The 12,847-nt window shown below is 60.6% G+C and carries 13 protein-coding genes and 4 pseudogenes; 7 read left to right on the forward strand and 10 right to left on the reverse strand.

The window, feature by feature from the left end; translation table 11 throughout:
• Positions 1-49: 49 nt before the first annotated feature.
• Positions 50-618 (reverse strand): annotated as a pseudogene (locus tag NKH33_RS33245) (transposase); the annotation flags it as partial.
• Between the two features lie 62 nt (positions 619-680).
• Positions 681-1,730: a YihY/virulence factor BrkB family protein gene (locus NKH33_RS18240; protein WP_352920888.1), complete on the reverse strand. Its 1,050-nt coding sequence runs from the start codon at positions 1,728-1,730 to the stop codon at positions 681-683.
• Between the two features lie 242 nt (positions 1,731-1,972).
• On the opposite strand from NKH33_RS18240, the pseudogene NKH33_RS18245 reads away from it, so the two are divergent.
• Positions 1,973-2,829: pseudogene (locus tag NKH33_RS18245) on the forward strand (alpha/beta fold hydrolase).
• Between the two features lie 340 nt (positions 2,830-3,169).
• On the opposite strand, the gene NKH33_RS18250 reads toward NKH33_RS18245, so the two are convergent.
• From NKH33_RS18250 to NKH33_RS18260, 3 genes and pseudogenes are all read right to left on the reverse strand, one after another.
• Positions 3,170-3,385, reverse strand: coding sequence for a hypothetical protein (locus NKH33_RS18250; RefSeq protein WP_352920889.1), 216 nt, complete (start codon positions 3,383-3,385; stop codon positions 3,170-3,172).
• A gap of 488 nt (positions 3,386-3,873) precedes the next feature.
• Positions 3,874-4,087, reverse strand: a pseudogene (locus NKH33_RS18255) (alcohol dehydrogenase catalytic domain-containing protein); the annotation flags it as partial.
• Positions 4,088-4,237: 150 nt separating this feature from the next.
• Positions 4,238-4,486 (reverse strand): cyclophilin-like fold protein, encoded by a 249-nt coding sequence (locus NKH33_RS18260; protein ID WP_352516146.1) that lies wholly within the window; start codon positions 4,484-4,486, stop codon positions 4,238-4,240.
• 153 nt (positions 4,487-4,639) lie between these two features.
• Between NKH33_RS18260 and NKH33_RS18265 the strand changes: the two genes are divergently transcribed.
• A complete protein-coding gene (locus tag NKH33_RS18265) occupies positions 4,640-5,197 on the forward strand; it encodes a 5'-3' exonuclease (RefSeq protein ID WP_352508345.1) in 558 nt (185 codons plus the stop codon).
• Positions 5,198-5,566: 369 nt separating this feature from the next.
• Here NKH33_RS18265 and NKH33_RS18270 read toward each other — a convergent pair whose 3' ends face one another.
• Entirely contained in the window at positions 5,567-5,851 is a 285-nt protein-coding gene (locus NKH33_RS18270; protein WP_023680323.1) for a DUF982 domain-containing protein, read from the reverse strand.
• A gap of 57 nt (positions 5,852-5,908) precedes the next feature.
• Between NKH33_RS18270 and NKH33_RS18275 the strand changes: the two genes are divergently transcribed.
• Positions 5,909-6,328, forward strand: coding sequence for a hypothetical protein (locus tag NKH33_RS18275; protein WP_352682210.1), 420 nt, complete (start codon positions 5,909-5,911; stop codon positions 6,326-6,328).
• A gap of 186 nt (positions 6,329-6,514) precedes the next feature.
• Here the strand turns inward: NKH33_RS18275 and NKH33_RS18280 are convergent.
• Together NKH33_RS18280 and NKH33_RS18285 are read right to left on the reverse strand one after the other, a co-directional pair.
• A pseudogene (locus NKH33_RS18280) lies at positions 6,515-6,667 on the reverse strand (diguanylate cyclase); the annotation flags it as partial.
• 244 nt (positions 6,668-6,911) lie between these two features.
• Entirely contained in the window at positions 6,912-7,139 is a 228-nt protein-coding gene (locus NKH33_RS18285; RefSeq protein WP_352508336.1) for a helix-turn-helix domain-containing protein, read from the reverse strand.
• On the opposite strand from NKH33_RS18285, the gene NKH33_RS18290 reads away from it, so the two are divergent.
• Positions 7,072-7,443 carry a hypothetical protein gene (locus tag NKH33_RS18290; protein WP_352508346.1) on the forward strand — a complete coding sequence of 124 codons (372 nt, stop codon included), beginning with the start codon at positions 7,072-7,074 and terminating at the stop codon, positions 7,441-7,443. The genes NKH33_RS18285 and NKH33_RS18290 overlap by 68 nt on opposite strands.
• A gap of 296 nt (positions 7,444-7,739) precedes the next feature.
• Here NKH33_RS18290 and NKH33_RS18295 read toward each other — a convergent pair whose 3' ends face one another.
• The gene (locus NKH33_RS18295; RefSeq protein WP_352902579.1) at positions 7,740-8,081 is read right to left on the reverse strand and encodes a hypothetical protein; all 342 of its coding nucleotides are present in this window, start codon (positions 8,079-8,081) and stop codon (positions 7,740-7,742) included.
• Between the two features lie 173 nt (positions 8,082-8,254).
• On the opposite strand from NKH33_RS18295, the gene NKH33_RS18300 reads away from it, so the two are divergent.
• Positions 8,255-8,563, forward strand: a complete 309-nt coding sequence (locus NKH33_RS18300) for a hypothetical protein (protein WP_352682161.1) — start codon at positions 8,255-8,257, stop codon at positions 8,561-8,563.
• Between the two features lie 490 nt (positions 8,564-9,053).
• On the opposite strand, the gene NKH33_RS18305 is transcribed toward NKH33_RS18300, so the two are convergent.
• Complete coding sequence (locus tag NKH33_RS18305; protein ID WP_352508340.1) at positions 9,054-9,371, reverse strand: KTSC domain-containing protein; 318 nt, start codon at positions 9,369-9,371, stop codon at positions 9,054-9,056.
• A gap of 172 nt (positions 9,372-9,543) precedes the next feature.
• Here NKH33_RS18305 and NKH33_RS18310 point away from each other — a divergent pair, with 172 nt between their 5' ends.
• Entirely contained in the window at positions 9,544-9,777 is a 234-nt protein-coding gene (locus NKH33_RS18310) for a hypothetical protein (protein WP_352508341.1), read from the forward strand.
• A 973-nt stretch (positions 9,778-10,750) separates the two neighbouring features.
• Positions 10,751-12,778, forward strand: coding sequence for a conjugal transfer protein TraG (locus tag NKH33_RS18320; protein WP_352920890.1), 2,028 nt, complete (start codon positions 10,751-10,753; stop codon positions 12,776-12,778).
• The last annotated feature ends 69 nt before the right edge of the window (positions 12,779-12,847 follow it).

Raw genomic sequence — 12,847 nt, forward strand, 5'->3', positions numbered from 1 at the left:
TCGAGGAGCAAACGGAGGTAAGGCCCGTTGGTTCCCAATGAGCGACTGGCTAGGGTGTCCAAGTTGCATTTTCGAACTCGGTGCGCGGATCGGGTGCGTTTGCATTGGGAATGACGAGTTGCTTGCGGGCGAGCGCAATGCGAATCACCCATCTGTCCCTTCCCTGCCTGCTTCAACTCTGATGGAAGGCGCCGAGGTGGGGACCATATCTGGCGACGGTGAGCGCGACGAGGAGAGGCTGCGCGGACCTTCACGGCCGCCGCGCACCGGTCTTCGACCGCTGCGCCTCCCGCTGTCACTGGCGATCGGCGCCAAGCCTACGAGTTTGGCGATGGCTTTATTGGAAAGGGTGCCAATCTCGGACAACTCGGCCATCAGGAGTACGCGGGCGACACCGTTGACCGGACGGAAGATCTAATCGAGACAGGCCCACAGCGGGTCGTCGTCGCGTAGCGAGGCGATCTCGCCTTCAAGTCGGTGGCTCTGACGCTTCAGCAGAACAACGACCTCGTCGAGGCTGGCGAGGGGTTCGGCATCGGCGACGGCGCTTTTGCGTTGCTTCTGGATGGTGAGATCGCCTGTCACCTCGGCAAGCCGGGCCCGCGGCTTGAGCCGTTCTGGGCCACGCTCCGCGGCGTGGTTACAGCCGCTTGACCATGGCATGCAAAGTGAGCTGCGCGCTACGCATTGCGCTCGTCAAAACGCGACTGCTGGTCGGCGTCATCGGCCGATCCGCCCAGCGTGTCGGCGACCGTGGCACCTCGCGAACCCATCGGCTGCTGCGCACCTGTGGTGGTGTCCATCGCTGTCTGATGCTCCATCTCGGAATTCAGCTCCGCACCTACAACCAGGATAATCACAGAAATCCAAGTCCACATCATCAAGCCGATGACTGCCCCAAGAGCTCCATACGTGGCGTTGTAGTTGGCGAAGTTTTCAAGATAATAGGAGAAGCCTATCGAGACTGCGATCCAGACCACAGCGGCGAGGAAGGCGCCCCATGTCGCCCATTGCCACTTTGCCCTTTCCCGGCTGGGTCCGTAGCGGTAAATCAGCGTGATCCCGACGCCCACCATGATCAGCATCATCGGCCACCGAAAGATCCGCACAAGGGCTTCGGTCCAGCCGCCGAGGTTCAGCAGCGCAAGCACGGCCGGCACAATCCCCACCGAGATGATAAAGCCGATACCAATGAGGATGGCGCCAAGTGTGAAGCCCAAGGCCAGGAGATTCAGGTGGATGAAGCCGCGCTTTTCACTCTCCTCGTAGGCGATGTTCATGGCTTCGAATAGCGTTTTTATGCCGTTACTGGCGCTCCACAGTGCGACGGCAAGGCCGAAGATGAAGCCGAAACTGAGCGCGCCAGCCTTCTGAGCGGCCAAGGACGCAAGCTGAGATCTGATAATATCCAGACCTCCCGAGGGCAGTACGCCGCCAAGGAACGCAACGTGCTCAGCGATGGTCTGAGGATCGGCGACGAGACCGTAGATGGACACGAAGGCGGCAAGCGCTGGAAAGAAGGCAAGAAGCAGATAGAATGCAGCCCCGGCCGCGATAAGCATAACACGGTCCTCGGTGAGCTCAGCGAACATCCGCCACAGCACGTCCTTCCAGCCGCGGCCAGGAATCTCTGACGGCCATTCGGCATTGCGTCCCCGGCCCTCCGGGTCGGGCGGCCGCTCAAGTTGCACTTTACCTTCGTAAGCGTCCTCGGTTGTTTTCTTCGACATGGCCGCCGGTCCGGAGCACCTTCGTCGCAGGGAAACGTATAGTAGCGCCAAAGGATGCAGGTGCAGACCTGCGCTTGCAAATAACACCCCGGCTGCAGAAACACTCGCGGCATCCCCACTTGGACCTTCGGCTCCCATGCCCATCTGCTGGGATGCGACGGCTGAGCGTGCATGTTGTCGGGACGACAGCCTGATAATCCTCATTGCGCTGGATCAGTTTTAGGACACTCGCGTTACCAGCCATGATCTCGCTCGCGCCTGAACATCAGTTCGTCAACGCCGGAAGCATTCGGTTTCATGTCGTTCAGGCCGGGCCTGCCGGGGGTAAGCCGGTCATGCTCCTGCACGGCTTCCCGGACTTCTGGATCGGCTGGAGACGGCAGATCGGTACGCTCGCTTCCGCCGGATATCGGGTCATCGTTCCCGACCAGAGGGGCTACAACACCAGCGACAAGCCAGGGGGCATCCGCGAGTACACGCTCCCCAAGCTCCTCGGCGATGTCTTCGCCTTGGCCGACGCGCTCGGCATCGGAAGGTTCACCTCGCCGGCCATGACTGGGGCGGCATCGTCGCTTGGGCCGCCGGGGCAAAGTTGCCTCATCGCCTGGACAAGCTCGTCATCCTGAATGCGCCCCATCCCGACGTGGTGTTTACCCATGCCCTGCGATCTCCGACGCAGTTTCTGCGGAGCAGTTACGTGGTTTTCTTCCAGATCCCATTGCTGCCCGAAGCCGTTTTGGGTGCGCGGCGCTCCGCCTTGCTCGCACGAGCACTCAGGACATCCAGCCGGGAAGGCGCCTTCGAAGAAGAGGAGATTGCAGAATATCGGCAGGCTTGGGAGCGGCCGGGGGCGCTGACCAGCATGCTCAACTGGTATCGCGCCTTGCGCTTTCGCCCGAGCCTGAAGGAGCGGATCACGACGCCCACTCTTGTTATGTGGGGGATGCAGGACCAGGCTCTGGAATCCGGGCTGGCCAAGCGCAGTCTCGCCCTTTGCGACGATGGCCGCCTGCAGACTTTCGAGGAGGGGACGCATTGGGTTCAACGCGAAGAGAGCAACGCGGTGAATGCGGCGCTTCTGGCGTTCCTGGAGGGCTGAGGAACTCAAAAATGGATAGAAACTGGGGGCAGCGTCAGATGGAGCCGGAGGAGGCCTGCAGGGCATTCCTGGCTGCGGCAAAAGAGGAGGGGACATTACAACTAGCTAAGTTGGATTGCGGTATAAGGTTCTATTATCTCCGACCAACACCGCGCTTTGCGGAGTAGATCGACAATGAGATCGACATCGTCCGTCGCCCTGACATCCCCAAGCGTGACTTCGTCGGTAATGAAAAGAGCGGTCGTGCATCCGCCCACAAATATCAGACGCTCCCGAAAGTCGCTTCCCAGCGCCTCGGCTACTATCTGTAGCATGTGGAGCAGCTCGCCTCTGATGGTAGTCAATTCTTCAGAAGCCTTTCAGAAAGCCGCTCACCGGCAAGGCCCACCTCCCGCTGGTTTCCGAGCCGGATCGCATCGACAAGCGCAAGATATTCGTCCAGCCGCTCATCTTTCGGAACAGCTTCAGGCACGCTCTTGAACAAGGGCTCGATCGATTGGCCCATATCCCGGCCTTCCGCAAACGGCCAGATGTGGATGTACTCACCGCCGCTCATCAGCAATCCTTTTAGCATTGGCGCGGCAAAGGCCGTCGGCATGCCGCGCGTGATGCCGCCCGCCTTGCGGGGAACACAAATTTCAGTCCGTGGACGAGAAAATTGTGTAGATTGCGGCGAGGGGGATTGGCTCGGCCCGTATCTCGATCTTTGATGGCGAGTCCCGACGAGAGGGTTCGCTTGATCGAAGCGTCGATCTCGTTTTGCTGATCCCGGGTAGCGATTCCAGGCCGCGAACTGAGTACGGGGCCTCGCCCGAGAAGCTCCAATGAAGCTCCCCGGAGCCAACTTGCCCCTCCTGCTCCTGCAAGCTCACGAGCTTCAGAAGCATCACGATATCCTGACTTTTCATCCCATTCATGCGGTGTGTCCTCTGTCCTAGGACATAAGACCATATCAAGGTGTATGACCCCAGTGCAGAGCGAACTCAGAACATCAAGGTGGCTTGCGCCGTCTCACTCGGCCTCAGCAAACTCGAAAGCCAACTCTCCGCCAGCGAACTGGCCGGGACGAACCGTCCTGATTTCGCTGCCGACCTCCATGACGATGCCGCAGTATTCTTGACCCATGTGCATGGGGCTTCGACATTCTGGATCCCCCTATACGGCCACAGGTCCGAGCCGCAAATGCAGGTCGCCGAGAGCTGGATGATGGGTCAGTCGGATGAAGAACCTTCGGGTCGGCGACTTCATCGCAGCGGATGTCGCCAGGACCATAAAGAACTGTTCCAAGCTTCCAAGCATTGTTGTTGTCCTGTCGTCAGTATGGGATCAGGAGAGGAGTTCGATGCGGAGCGGAATTCGCCTCCCACCAGCAGAGGATCGAAGCCGCCGTCGATGCGACCGAGCCTAATCAATCCCTGGACCAGTGGTAGCCGGCGTAGAAGATCGCAAGTTTGCCCCAAGGTGCATAGTAGCAGAGGTCCCGAACGGGCCGCTGCCCTCTTCGCTGAGCTTGCGCGGCAGGTAGCTGATCTTCTCGTTGTTCGCGGAGCGCACCTACTTGAAGGTTTGGAGAAGGCCAACTGTCGTCTAGCTTTGCAGACCGGGCCGGATGCTTTTCCTCGAGGATTGCAATTATCGTACATTTAGTGGACGGCACATACGAACTGTTTCGCCACTTCTACGGCCAACGCCGGTTCAACAACGGCCATGACAAGCCGTTTGGCGCCGTCGTCGGCGTGCTGAACACAGTGCTGGAGATGATCGAGAATGGCGCCACACACGTTGGGGTGGCTACCGATCATGTAGTCGAATCTTTAGAAATCAGCTCTGGCCCGGCTACAAGACCGGGGATGGCATCGAGCCGGCGTTGCTCGCGCAGTTTCACCCCCTCGAGGAAGCCTTGGCGGCGATGGGAGTGGCGGTCTGGCCGATGATGGAGCTCGAAGCCGACGACGCGCTGGCCTCCGCGGCGCACAGCGCGGCTGCCGATGAGCGCGTGCAGAAGGCGTGCATCTGGACGCCGGACAAGGATCTCGCGCAGTGTGTCCGCGGTGACCACGTGGTCCAGGTAGACCGCAGGACCCAGAAAATTCGCGATGGCGCGGGTGTACGCGAGAAGTTCGGAGTTGAGCCGGCCCTCATTCCAGATTTCCTCGCGCTCGTCGGTGATGCCGCCGATGGCTATCCGGGTCTCGAAGGCATCGGCCTGGTCTCGGCTGCCCGGCTGCTTGGCCGCTACGGCCCTCTTGAACGCTTTCCGCCTGAAGCCCTCGGTAAGGTAGAGAGCTCGCGCTTTTGTTCAAAAATCTCGCGACGCTTCGCACGGACGCTCGGCTGTCCGCGTCCGGGACAGCCAGGACCCACTTAACCGACGGTGAATTTCTGCGCTGGCCAAACAGTGCGGCTGCACCTTATCAAAAATCGCGATCAGGATTGCGCGGAGAACTGGGCTTGATGAGCAGATGATTCTCCGTGGTCTCTTCGACCGCGAGTGTCTCGGCTCGACGGCATCGGTCTTGGCATCGCGATCCCTCACGCTCTGCTGGGCACGATCTCTTCGCCAGTCGTGTCTTTGACACGCTTGGTCCAGCCCGTTGACTTCGACGGGCCTACGACGACCAGTCGATCTCATTTAGACTGTACAGCCAGGGCCTTCTCACGTCCAGGCTAATAGCCCGTTTTGAGGCGTTTCGGCTGCCGCGGGAGAAGGCAGTATTTCGGGCTTGCCGGCATGACCTCACATCAGATCTTCAACCATCCGCGCAATTTTCCCCAGACCTGCGGTGGTCCCTCTTGTTCTAAGGAGTCCCTGTTCAGCCGCGGCCGCCTTGAAGGCCTCGAGCGCAGCTTGCTGGCTGCAATGCCCGGCGAGGGACTCCTCGACCATTCGGATCGCGTTGAGCCGCCCCGGCTTTCCCATTCTAGGCCATGGTTGCTGAAGCACCTTCATTGCGTCGGCTATGGACGCGACCACCGTCAGGTTGCGATTGAGGCAGATTGTAATTGGACTGAAGGCCCGCATTCTTGTCGCTCCCCACGATTGAACGCAGCTAAACGCGAAGACAAGGGCAGTGGTTGCATGAATGTGGACTACCGCGAATTCAAAGAATCGCTGGCCGATGCGATTGAGGCTGAGCTGGCTCTCCTTGGGCCCGGCACTTTGCCTAGCCGGACCATCCTCTCGTCGTACAACAGGACCCGGCCGGCAAAAAGCATCTGTGCACCGTCCGACGCCGCGAACTATTTTTCGAGCTCGTCACGCCGCTTGCCGACGGCTTCTCAAGCACACCGCGACGAATTCGACGGCTGTGAGGGAGGAGATGAAAAGATTATGGTCGTTTCGTTGGGCCCTCCTTTAGAGCAGGGGCTCCGAGGCGGTTTGTATCGAGCAGATGTCGCATCAGATCTTGACCTGGAGATCGGCTCCGGCAGCGGGATCGGCGCAGCGCGGCAAGGATGCCACGTTCCTTCGGCGGCCCACCGGCGATGGTCTGGCTGACGGCCCCGCGAAGGCGCGAAGCATCGAGGCCTTCTTCTGCCAGTCGGGCGAGCCAACTTTCTTTGGCTGGGAGGGCGGTGCAGTGCTTCGGCTCGGAACTGTTGACACATGCGTCAGGCTGGCAGACCGGAAGCGGCGGCGTGCCCTGACGTCATGGAGACTAGCCTCGCTTCCGAAGCCGCAGATTGTGATCTCGTTGGCTATGCAGAGCATCCAGCCGTCGTTTTGATCCGTTTCCGTCATCCAGAGCCAGCGACCATCCATGAGATCCGTCTCAAACGCTTAAAAGCCGGTCTTGCCCCGCCGCGACTGTGTGGAAATCAGCCATGTTTCAAAGTCGGAATGCTGGACGAACTCGACAGGGAACTGGAGCGACGCAAGCACTGCTTCGTTCGCTACGCCGACGACTGCCCTCTATGTTCGCAGCGAGCGTGCGGGCGCACGGGTGATGGCCAGCGTCGAACACTTCCTCGACAGGCGTCTGAAGCTGAGGGTCAAGATACGGAAGAGCGCGGGTCAGCTTGGGAGAGGAGCGTTTCATAGTCTGGTGGGGCCTAATTCGCCTCGTAGTCCTAGTGGTCACCTATCGGCGCTCACCGGTCCCCTGAAGCTCCCGATAAACGCTCCGCTCACTGACCCCAGTTCCTTTGGCTATCGCTGTTCTGGTCATGCCCTCGGCATCCAACTTCACGATCTTGTCGCGCTTCCCCATCGCTGTTGGCTTCGGTCCTGGGTACTTGGTCTTGTCGCCTTTTGGCGGCATCGATCCCGATCCGTTGGCGCTCCAGCATGACGCTACGCTCAAGGCCATCCGCCAGTATCTGGCGCCCTTCTACAAGTGGCGGCAGGCCGAGATCGTGGCGGCGGCCGAGCCGCTGATGCCTGGCCACCAGGCCTTTATCCGCATCATCAACCGGCGCGATCAGGCCAGACCTTTGAAACGCCTGTTCGTGGCCTCCACGCTCATATCGGCGCAGCGGGCGCTCGACATCACTAGAGCTCATTGGCAAGCAGTCCGCCGCTATACACTGGCCGTGTCCAGGCGTGGGCGTGGCCTTTCCGCCTGGGTATTAGGGTGCGGCCTGCCCGATCGGCCGTCCCTCGATCGACCCTGAGTTGCTGATCCGCATGGGGATCGTCGGCCAGCTCGTCCTCGACTCGATGAGCGAAGTCGTCGACGCCGTGCGCACCGGGAAGACAAGCCTGGAGCTGTAGCGGCCTCGCCTGTCCCGCCCCGGTGTCGTCGCTTCGCTGGCGTCACGGTGAGAACGCATAGATCTGGTCCAGTATTTTCAGCATCAGAACGTTGAGCTGGCGGGAACTTGCTCGCCAGCCGAGTTGAGTTCAGGCGGTGGTCGGGGGAGATCAGCCAGCCACACGCTGGTGATTCCAACCCGAGCCGATGTGCCAATCAGCAACCTTCGTCGGTCTTTTTCACCTGGCCCGGCGCGGCGGTATTGGCTGTCGTGTCCTGCTGACCAGGCGCCGCCTGCTGAGCGCTGCCAGTCTGCTGGCCCGGCGCGCAGTCTCTGGCCGAGTTCGGATTTGTGGTGCCGCTGGTGGTCGTCGTGTCGGTGCCCTGATCGCCGGACATGTTGGTGCCGCTGCTCGTCGTGCCGGTGCCCTGATCCGTCGTACTGGGCATGGTTGTGGTGGTCGAGGTTCCGCTCGAAGTTCCGCTAGTCGTCTGGGCAAAGGAAAGCCCGGCCGACACCGCCAGCACGGCCGAAGCCAAAAGGATGCGTTTCATCATCTTTCTCCTGTCTGAATGCGCGGGATGCGCCTGGCAAATTGAACAGGCAGACAGAAGGAGTGTTCCCCGATGAAGTTCAACTTTTGTAACTCTGGTCGTAGGTCAGCCTTACGATTGCGGGCGTATATTAGAAGCCTCTTGAAGAAGACGCTGCCCGCACCAGAATCCATGGCATGGCTCGGGGAATAGGCATTGGTGACCAGGTGGCGATTACGGCCAGGGTTCGAAGGCGGATAACAATAACAGAGGACCGCGTAAGCGTCTCTATCCCAGGTTACGACTTCCCACATTCCATCATCGACCACACCAAGGTGAACCGAGGCCAGCAAATCGACCTGAAAGGCGAGGTCACGCGCATCGACGAGGACACCGTGACGATCGACCTCGGGCCGCTGGTCACGGTCGACCGTGACAAGGTCCGGCTAATGGAGAAATATCGGCCGCCAAAACGACGAAAGGCACTTGTCGATGCCCCGGATTAGAACCGACAACATCGCGACCGGCTATGAGGGCAGGCCGCATGACGGGCCGGTAGAGGACGAGTCGAAGCACTTGGTCTACTGCCCAGTCTGCGGCCAAACGTTCGACGCGCGCGATCTTGGACAGGTCTTTCATCACGCTGAGCCGCAGCACCAGCCGCTTCCGGTCGAGCAATAGTCCAGCTAATTGAGCTCCGGCGGCAGACCGTCATTGAGACCCTTCAGCGCGCCACCGACGTACGTTGGATGAGAAAAGGGTGCTGCGTGCACCGCGCCTTCCCCGCGCGCCGATGCTCCACCTGGACCGCAAAAAAGTCCCGCCGCACTGCCAGAACGGCGGGACCGATCAAACGCTTTGCACCAGGCGGGGGGATGCGGGGGGTGGGCTTGCCAAGTGAGCGCGGACCGTAACCAACCCTAAGCGCCACAGCGGCAACGCGTCCACCAACCGCCGGTTGGAGCGATAGGACGACTGAGCCGCCGGCAGGTCAGGTCATCCCGGGTCGCTATCGCTCGCAACCAGACGGTAGCGGAAATTGTTGCGGATGTGGTCGTTGAAATAGCGGCCCTTGGCGAACGCGGCCCGGAACGCGGCAAAGGTTTCCGGCGGTACCCCCTCAAACTCGTACCGTTTACGGCTGGCGACGAACCACACCGAGAGGGTTCTTCTATCCCGATCATATTCCATCTTGCGGATCGAAGTAGATGGCATGAGCACCACAGCCCCAGGGCCCGCGCCTTGCGGGGAGCGCGGGCCGATCGGGATACCGATCTGCAGCAATACCTGGAGGGGAGGAATGGCTGCGTGCACCGAACTTGCGCGGCGGTCCCGTGTTCCAACCAGGATACAAAAAAGCTAGCTGCACCTTTCGGCATCATGCGGACGTTGGATTTGTGAGAAAGCGGGAGCGTCAATACCAACTTCTGGCGATGGAATTTTCCCGTGAGATAGGCACGCTCCACGGCGAAAGGAGTGCCCCGCCATGACCGTCCTCGCCTACAACCTTGCCAATGACATCGAAGGATTGTGGAGGGTCGTCTTCGTGCCGGACGAACTGCATCTGTATGTGGAATTCAGCCAGCCAGACGCCGACACAAACCCGGCTGATTGGATGAGCGTTGATGATTTCCTTGCATGGCGGCCGAAAGGCGCACTCCACGAGCGAGCGCGCGACAGCTTGGTTTCGCTCATTTGCAAGGCGCTGACAGGGCGATGAGACAAGGGAAACCCGCACCGAGATCCAGTGCGAGCGCCGCGAGTGGGCCTAGGGCCCCACAAGCCAGTGCCACCCCGCCGCCGGCAAACCGCGGCGGGCGAGTGCCTCGGGGACACGATGGTAGATTGCTAATGCGTTCGCGCGTGTGGCCTTAAGTCGCAAACTATTGGCTTCAGAAGCAGGGCGTAGGGCTTCATTGATGGTGCTACCAACACCATATGGTGACCCATAGCCCTCCAAAACGAGAGAAGCTCGTCCCGACGGGTCGCACTGCGGCCGTCAGCTGGTAACTGCTACGAACTAGGAAACCATCATGCCTGAAAATATCAGACCAACTTCGAGAGACGTCCCCCTCATTCAGCTAGGCCTCTATCAGTGCCGCTTCCCGGTGAGCGAAGACGCTTCTGTACCTGGCGGTTATCGTTTTTGTGCTGGGCCAACTTCGCCGGATCGCGTCTACTGCGATCACCACCACAACATTGTGACCGCCGTGGACCCTCGTCGAGCCCGTTCGGGTCTTCACCTCGCTCAACGACGCGCCGCGTAAGCCTGACTGGCGGCGGCCTCCCGGCCAGGCGCTATGGGCTCCAAGGCCTTGGCTACGACGTTGCCGTCGGCTCGGTCTGGCCCATCCTGCCTTATGCCGTCTTCGCCGATGTATCCCCCGTCGCCCGATTGAGAACGACGACTTCTCGCCGAGCCTTTCAGCTCGCTACTCGCACAAACGCGTCGGCTCCAAAGGTTTGTCTGTCAGCACATCTTCAATGTGCCCGCGCCTGAAGCCCCAACATCTTCTGCGACCAAACCGCGTACCTGGCACCGCCGGTCGGTTGCTGCGGCGGATTTTCGCTGTTCGCAGGTGAACAATGCCTATCAACCTTGTCATCGCACCTGGTCGCACGTAGCGGCCGTTCGAATTCTCATCGCTCGGCGCGATGTTTGGTCCGTCTGCCCAGAAGAGCGGAGCAAGCCATTGACACCCACGAAGTTGCTGATTGGGCAGATCGCTGTCGTATTCGCAATTGTCATTCTTGGCGTGTGGACTGCAACCCAATGGTGCGCCCACATGCTCTCCTATCAGCCGCCACTCGGCGCGCCATGGTTTGTGACAGTCGGCTGGCCGATCTACCAGCCGTGGAAACTGTTCGAATGGTGGTTCCAATTTGACGCCTATGCGCCTGAAGTCTTCGACAAGGCTGGCATACTTGCCGGAGCCAGCGGGTTCCTGGGCTGTGCCGCCGCGATAGCTGGGTCCCTCTGGCGCGCACGGCAGCGGGGGTTGGTCACCACCTATGGGTCCTCACGATGGGCCATGAAGCTGGAAATCGAGAAGGCGGGGCTGTTTCAGCCGGCCGGCGTTTTCCTTGGCGGACTGAATTATCGCTATCTGCGCCATGACGGACCGGAACACGTCATGGCCTTTGCGCCGACACGTTCGGGCAAGGGCGTCGGACTCGTTGTTCCAACCCTTCTTTCCTGGACCGGCTCGGCCGTCATTCACGACATCAAAGGCGAGAACTGGCAGCTGACCTCTGGCTGGAGGTCGAAGTTCTCGCACTGTCTCTTGTTCAATCCGACCGATCCGAGATCGGCGCGGTACAACCCGCTGCTGGAAGTGCGCAAAGGTCCAGATGAGGTCCGCGACGTTCAGAACATCGCCGACATTCTCGTCGATCCGGAAGGCGCGCTGGAGCGGCGGAACCATTGGGAGAAGACCAGTCATTCACTCCTAGTTGGCGCCATCTTGCACGTGCTCTACGCCGAAGAGGAAAAGACACTCGCCCGTGTCGTCACCTTCCTGTCGGACCCGCAACGCTCATTCGCTGCGACACTGCAGCGGATGATGACCACAAACCACCTCGGCACGGTGGACAAGCCCCAGGTCCATCCGGTCGTGGCCTCGGCGGCTCGTGAGGTGCTGAACAAGTCAGAGAACGAGCGCTCAGGCGTTCTCTCGACCGCCATGTCGTTTCTCGGGCTCTATCGTGATCCAACGGTGGCCGCGGCAACATCGGCCTGCGACTGGCGCATTGCCGACCTTGTGGATGCCGAGCGACCGATGTCGCTGTATCTGGTCGTGCCGCCGTCGGATATCTCGCGCACTAAGCCCCTGGTGCGATTGGTGCTCAATCAAATCGGCCGGCGGCTGACCGAGCGCCTGGAGGGCGATCCAAAGAAGAGCCGCAAGCATCAGCTCCTGATGATGCTGGATGAATTTCCGGCGCTCGGTCGGCTCGACTTCTTCGAGACTGCGCTCGCCTTCATGGCAGGCTACGGCATCCGCGCTTATCTGATAGCGCAATCGTTGAACCAAATCTCCAAGGCCTATGGCGAGAACAACGCCATTCTCGACAATTGCCACGTGCGGATTGCCTTTTCCTCAAATGACGAGCGCACGGCCAAACGCATCTCGGACGCGCTCGGTACCGCGACGGAACTCAGATCGATGCGCAACTATGCCGGCCATCGGTTGGCGCCCTGGTTGTCCCACGTCATGGTAAGCCGCCAAGAGACTGCTCGCCCCCTGCTGACGCCGGGTGAGGTGATGCAGTTGCCGCAGGCTGACGAACTAATCCTGGTTTCGGGATTGCCGCCGATTCGCGCCAAGAAGTTGCGTTATTACCAGGATCCGAATTTCACGGAGCGAGTGCTGCCTTCGCCGGTGCTGCGCGACGGTGCCTACGCGGATCGGCCCACGTCGCGCCCGGACGATTGGAGCGGACAGGTGCGCGGCGTGGATCGGCGTCTTGCTGGCGATGACGACAGTGCCGGCGCGGCAATCGAAGACGGAGGTGTCCAGCAGCAGCGCCATCCGGGCCTGCGCGAAGAACGGACCCTCGTCGTCCAGGAGCCTGATCAGGGCGATCTGTTCACGCCCGCAGACGATGACTGCGAGACGCTCGCCGACAAGCGCGTCATGGATCGGATTTCCACCGCCGCACGTGCGTACGGCCTCAAGGAGGGAATGGGCGACGACAAGGACATCGTGCCCGGCTTCTGAACGGCGCGCCATACGCGGGCGCATCTCAGCGTAGATAACGGCCGTAAGCGATTTCGAGGATCTCGACGA

The organism is Mesorhizobium sp. M1182 (genome assembly GCF_040318335.1).
Lineage (GTDB): Bacteria > Pseudomonadota > Alphaproteobacteria > Rhizobiales > Rhizobiaceae > Mesorhizobium.

What these genes read in the sequence shown, in the direction of transcription:
- NKH33_RS18240 (WP_352920888.1), bottom strand. Translation starts at nt 1,730, where the DNA reads ATGTCGAAGAAAACAACCGAGGACGCTTACGAAGGTAAAGTGCAACTT.
- NKH33_RS18250 (WP_352920889.1), bottom strand. Translation starts at nt 3,385, where the DNA reads ATGAGCGGCGGTGAGTACATCCACATCTGGCCGTTTGCGGAAGGCCGG.
- NKH33_RS18270 (WP_023680323.1), bottom strand. Translation starts at nt 5,851, where the DNA reads ATGCGGGCCTTCAGTCCAATTACAATCTGCCTCAATCGCAACCTGACG.
- NKH33_RS18275 (WP_352682210.1), top strand. Translation starts at nt 5,909, where the DNA reads ATGAATGTGGACTACCGCGAATTCAAAGAATCGCTGGCCGATGCGATT.
- NKH33_RS18285 (WP_352508336.1), bottom strand. Translation starts at nt 7,139, where the DNA reads ATGGCCTTGAGCGTAGCGTCATGCTGGAGCGCCAACGGATCGGGATCG.
- NKH33_RS18295 (WP_352902579.1), bottom strand. Translation starts at nt 8,081, where the DNA reads ATGATGAAACGCATCCTTTTGGCTTCGGCCGTGCTGGCGGTGTCGGCC.
- NKH33_RS18300 (WP_352682161.1), top strand. Translation starts at nt 8,255, where the DNA reads ATGGCTCGGGGAATAGGCATTGGTGACCAGGTGGCGATTACGGCCAGG.
- NKH33_RS18310 (WP_352508341.1), top strand. Translation starts at nt 9,544, where the DNA reads ATGACCGTCCTCGCCTACAACCTTGCCAATGACATCGAAGGATTGTGG.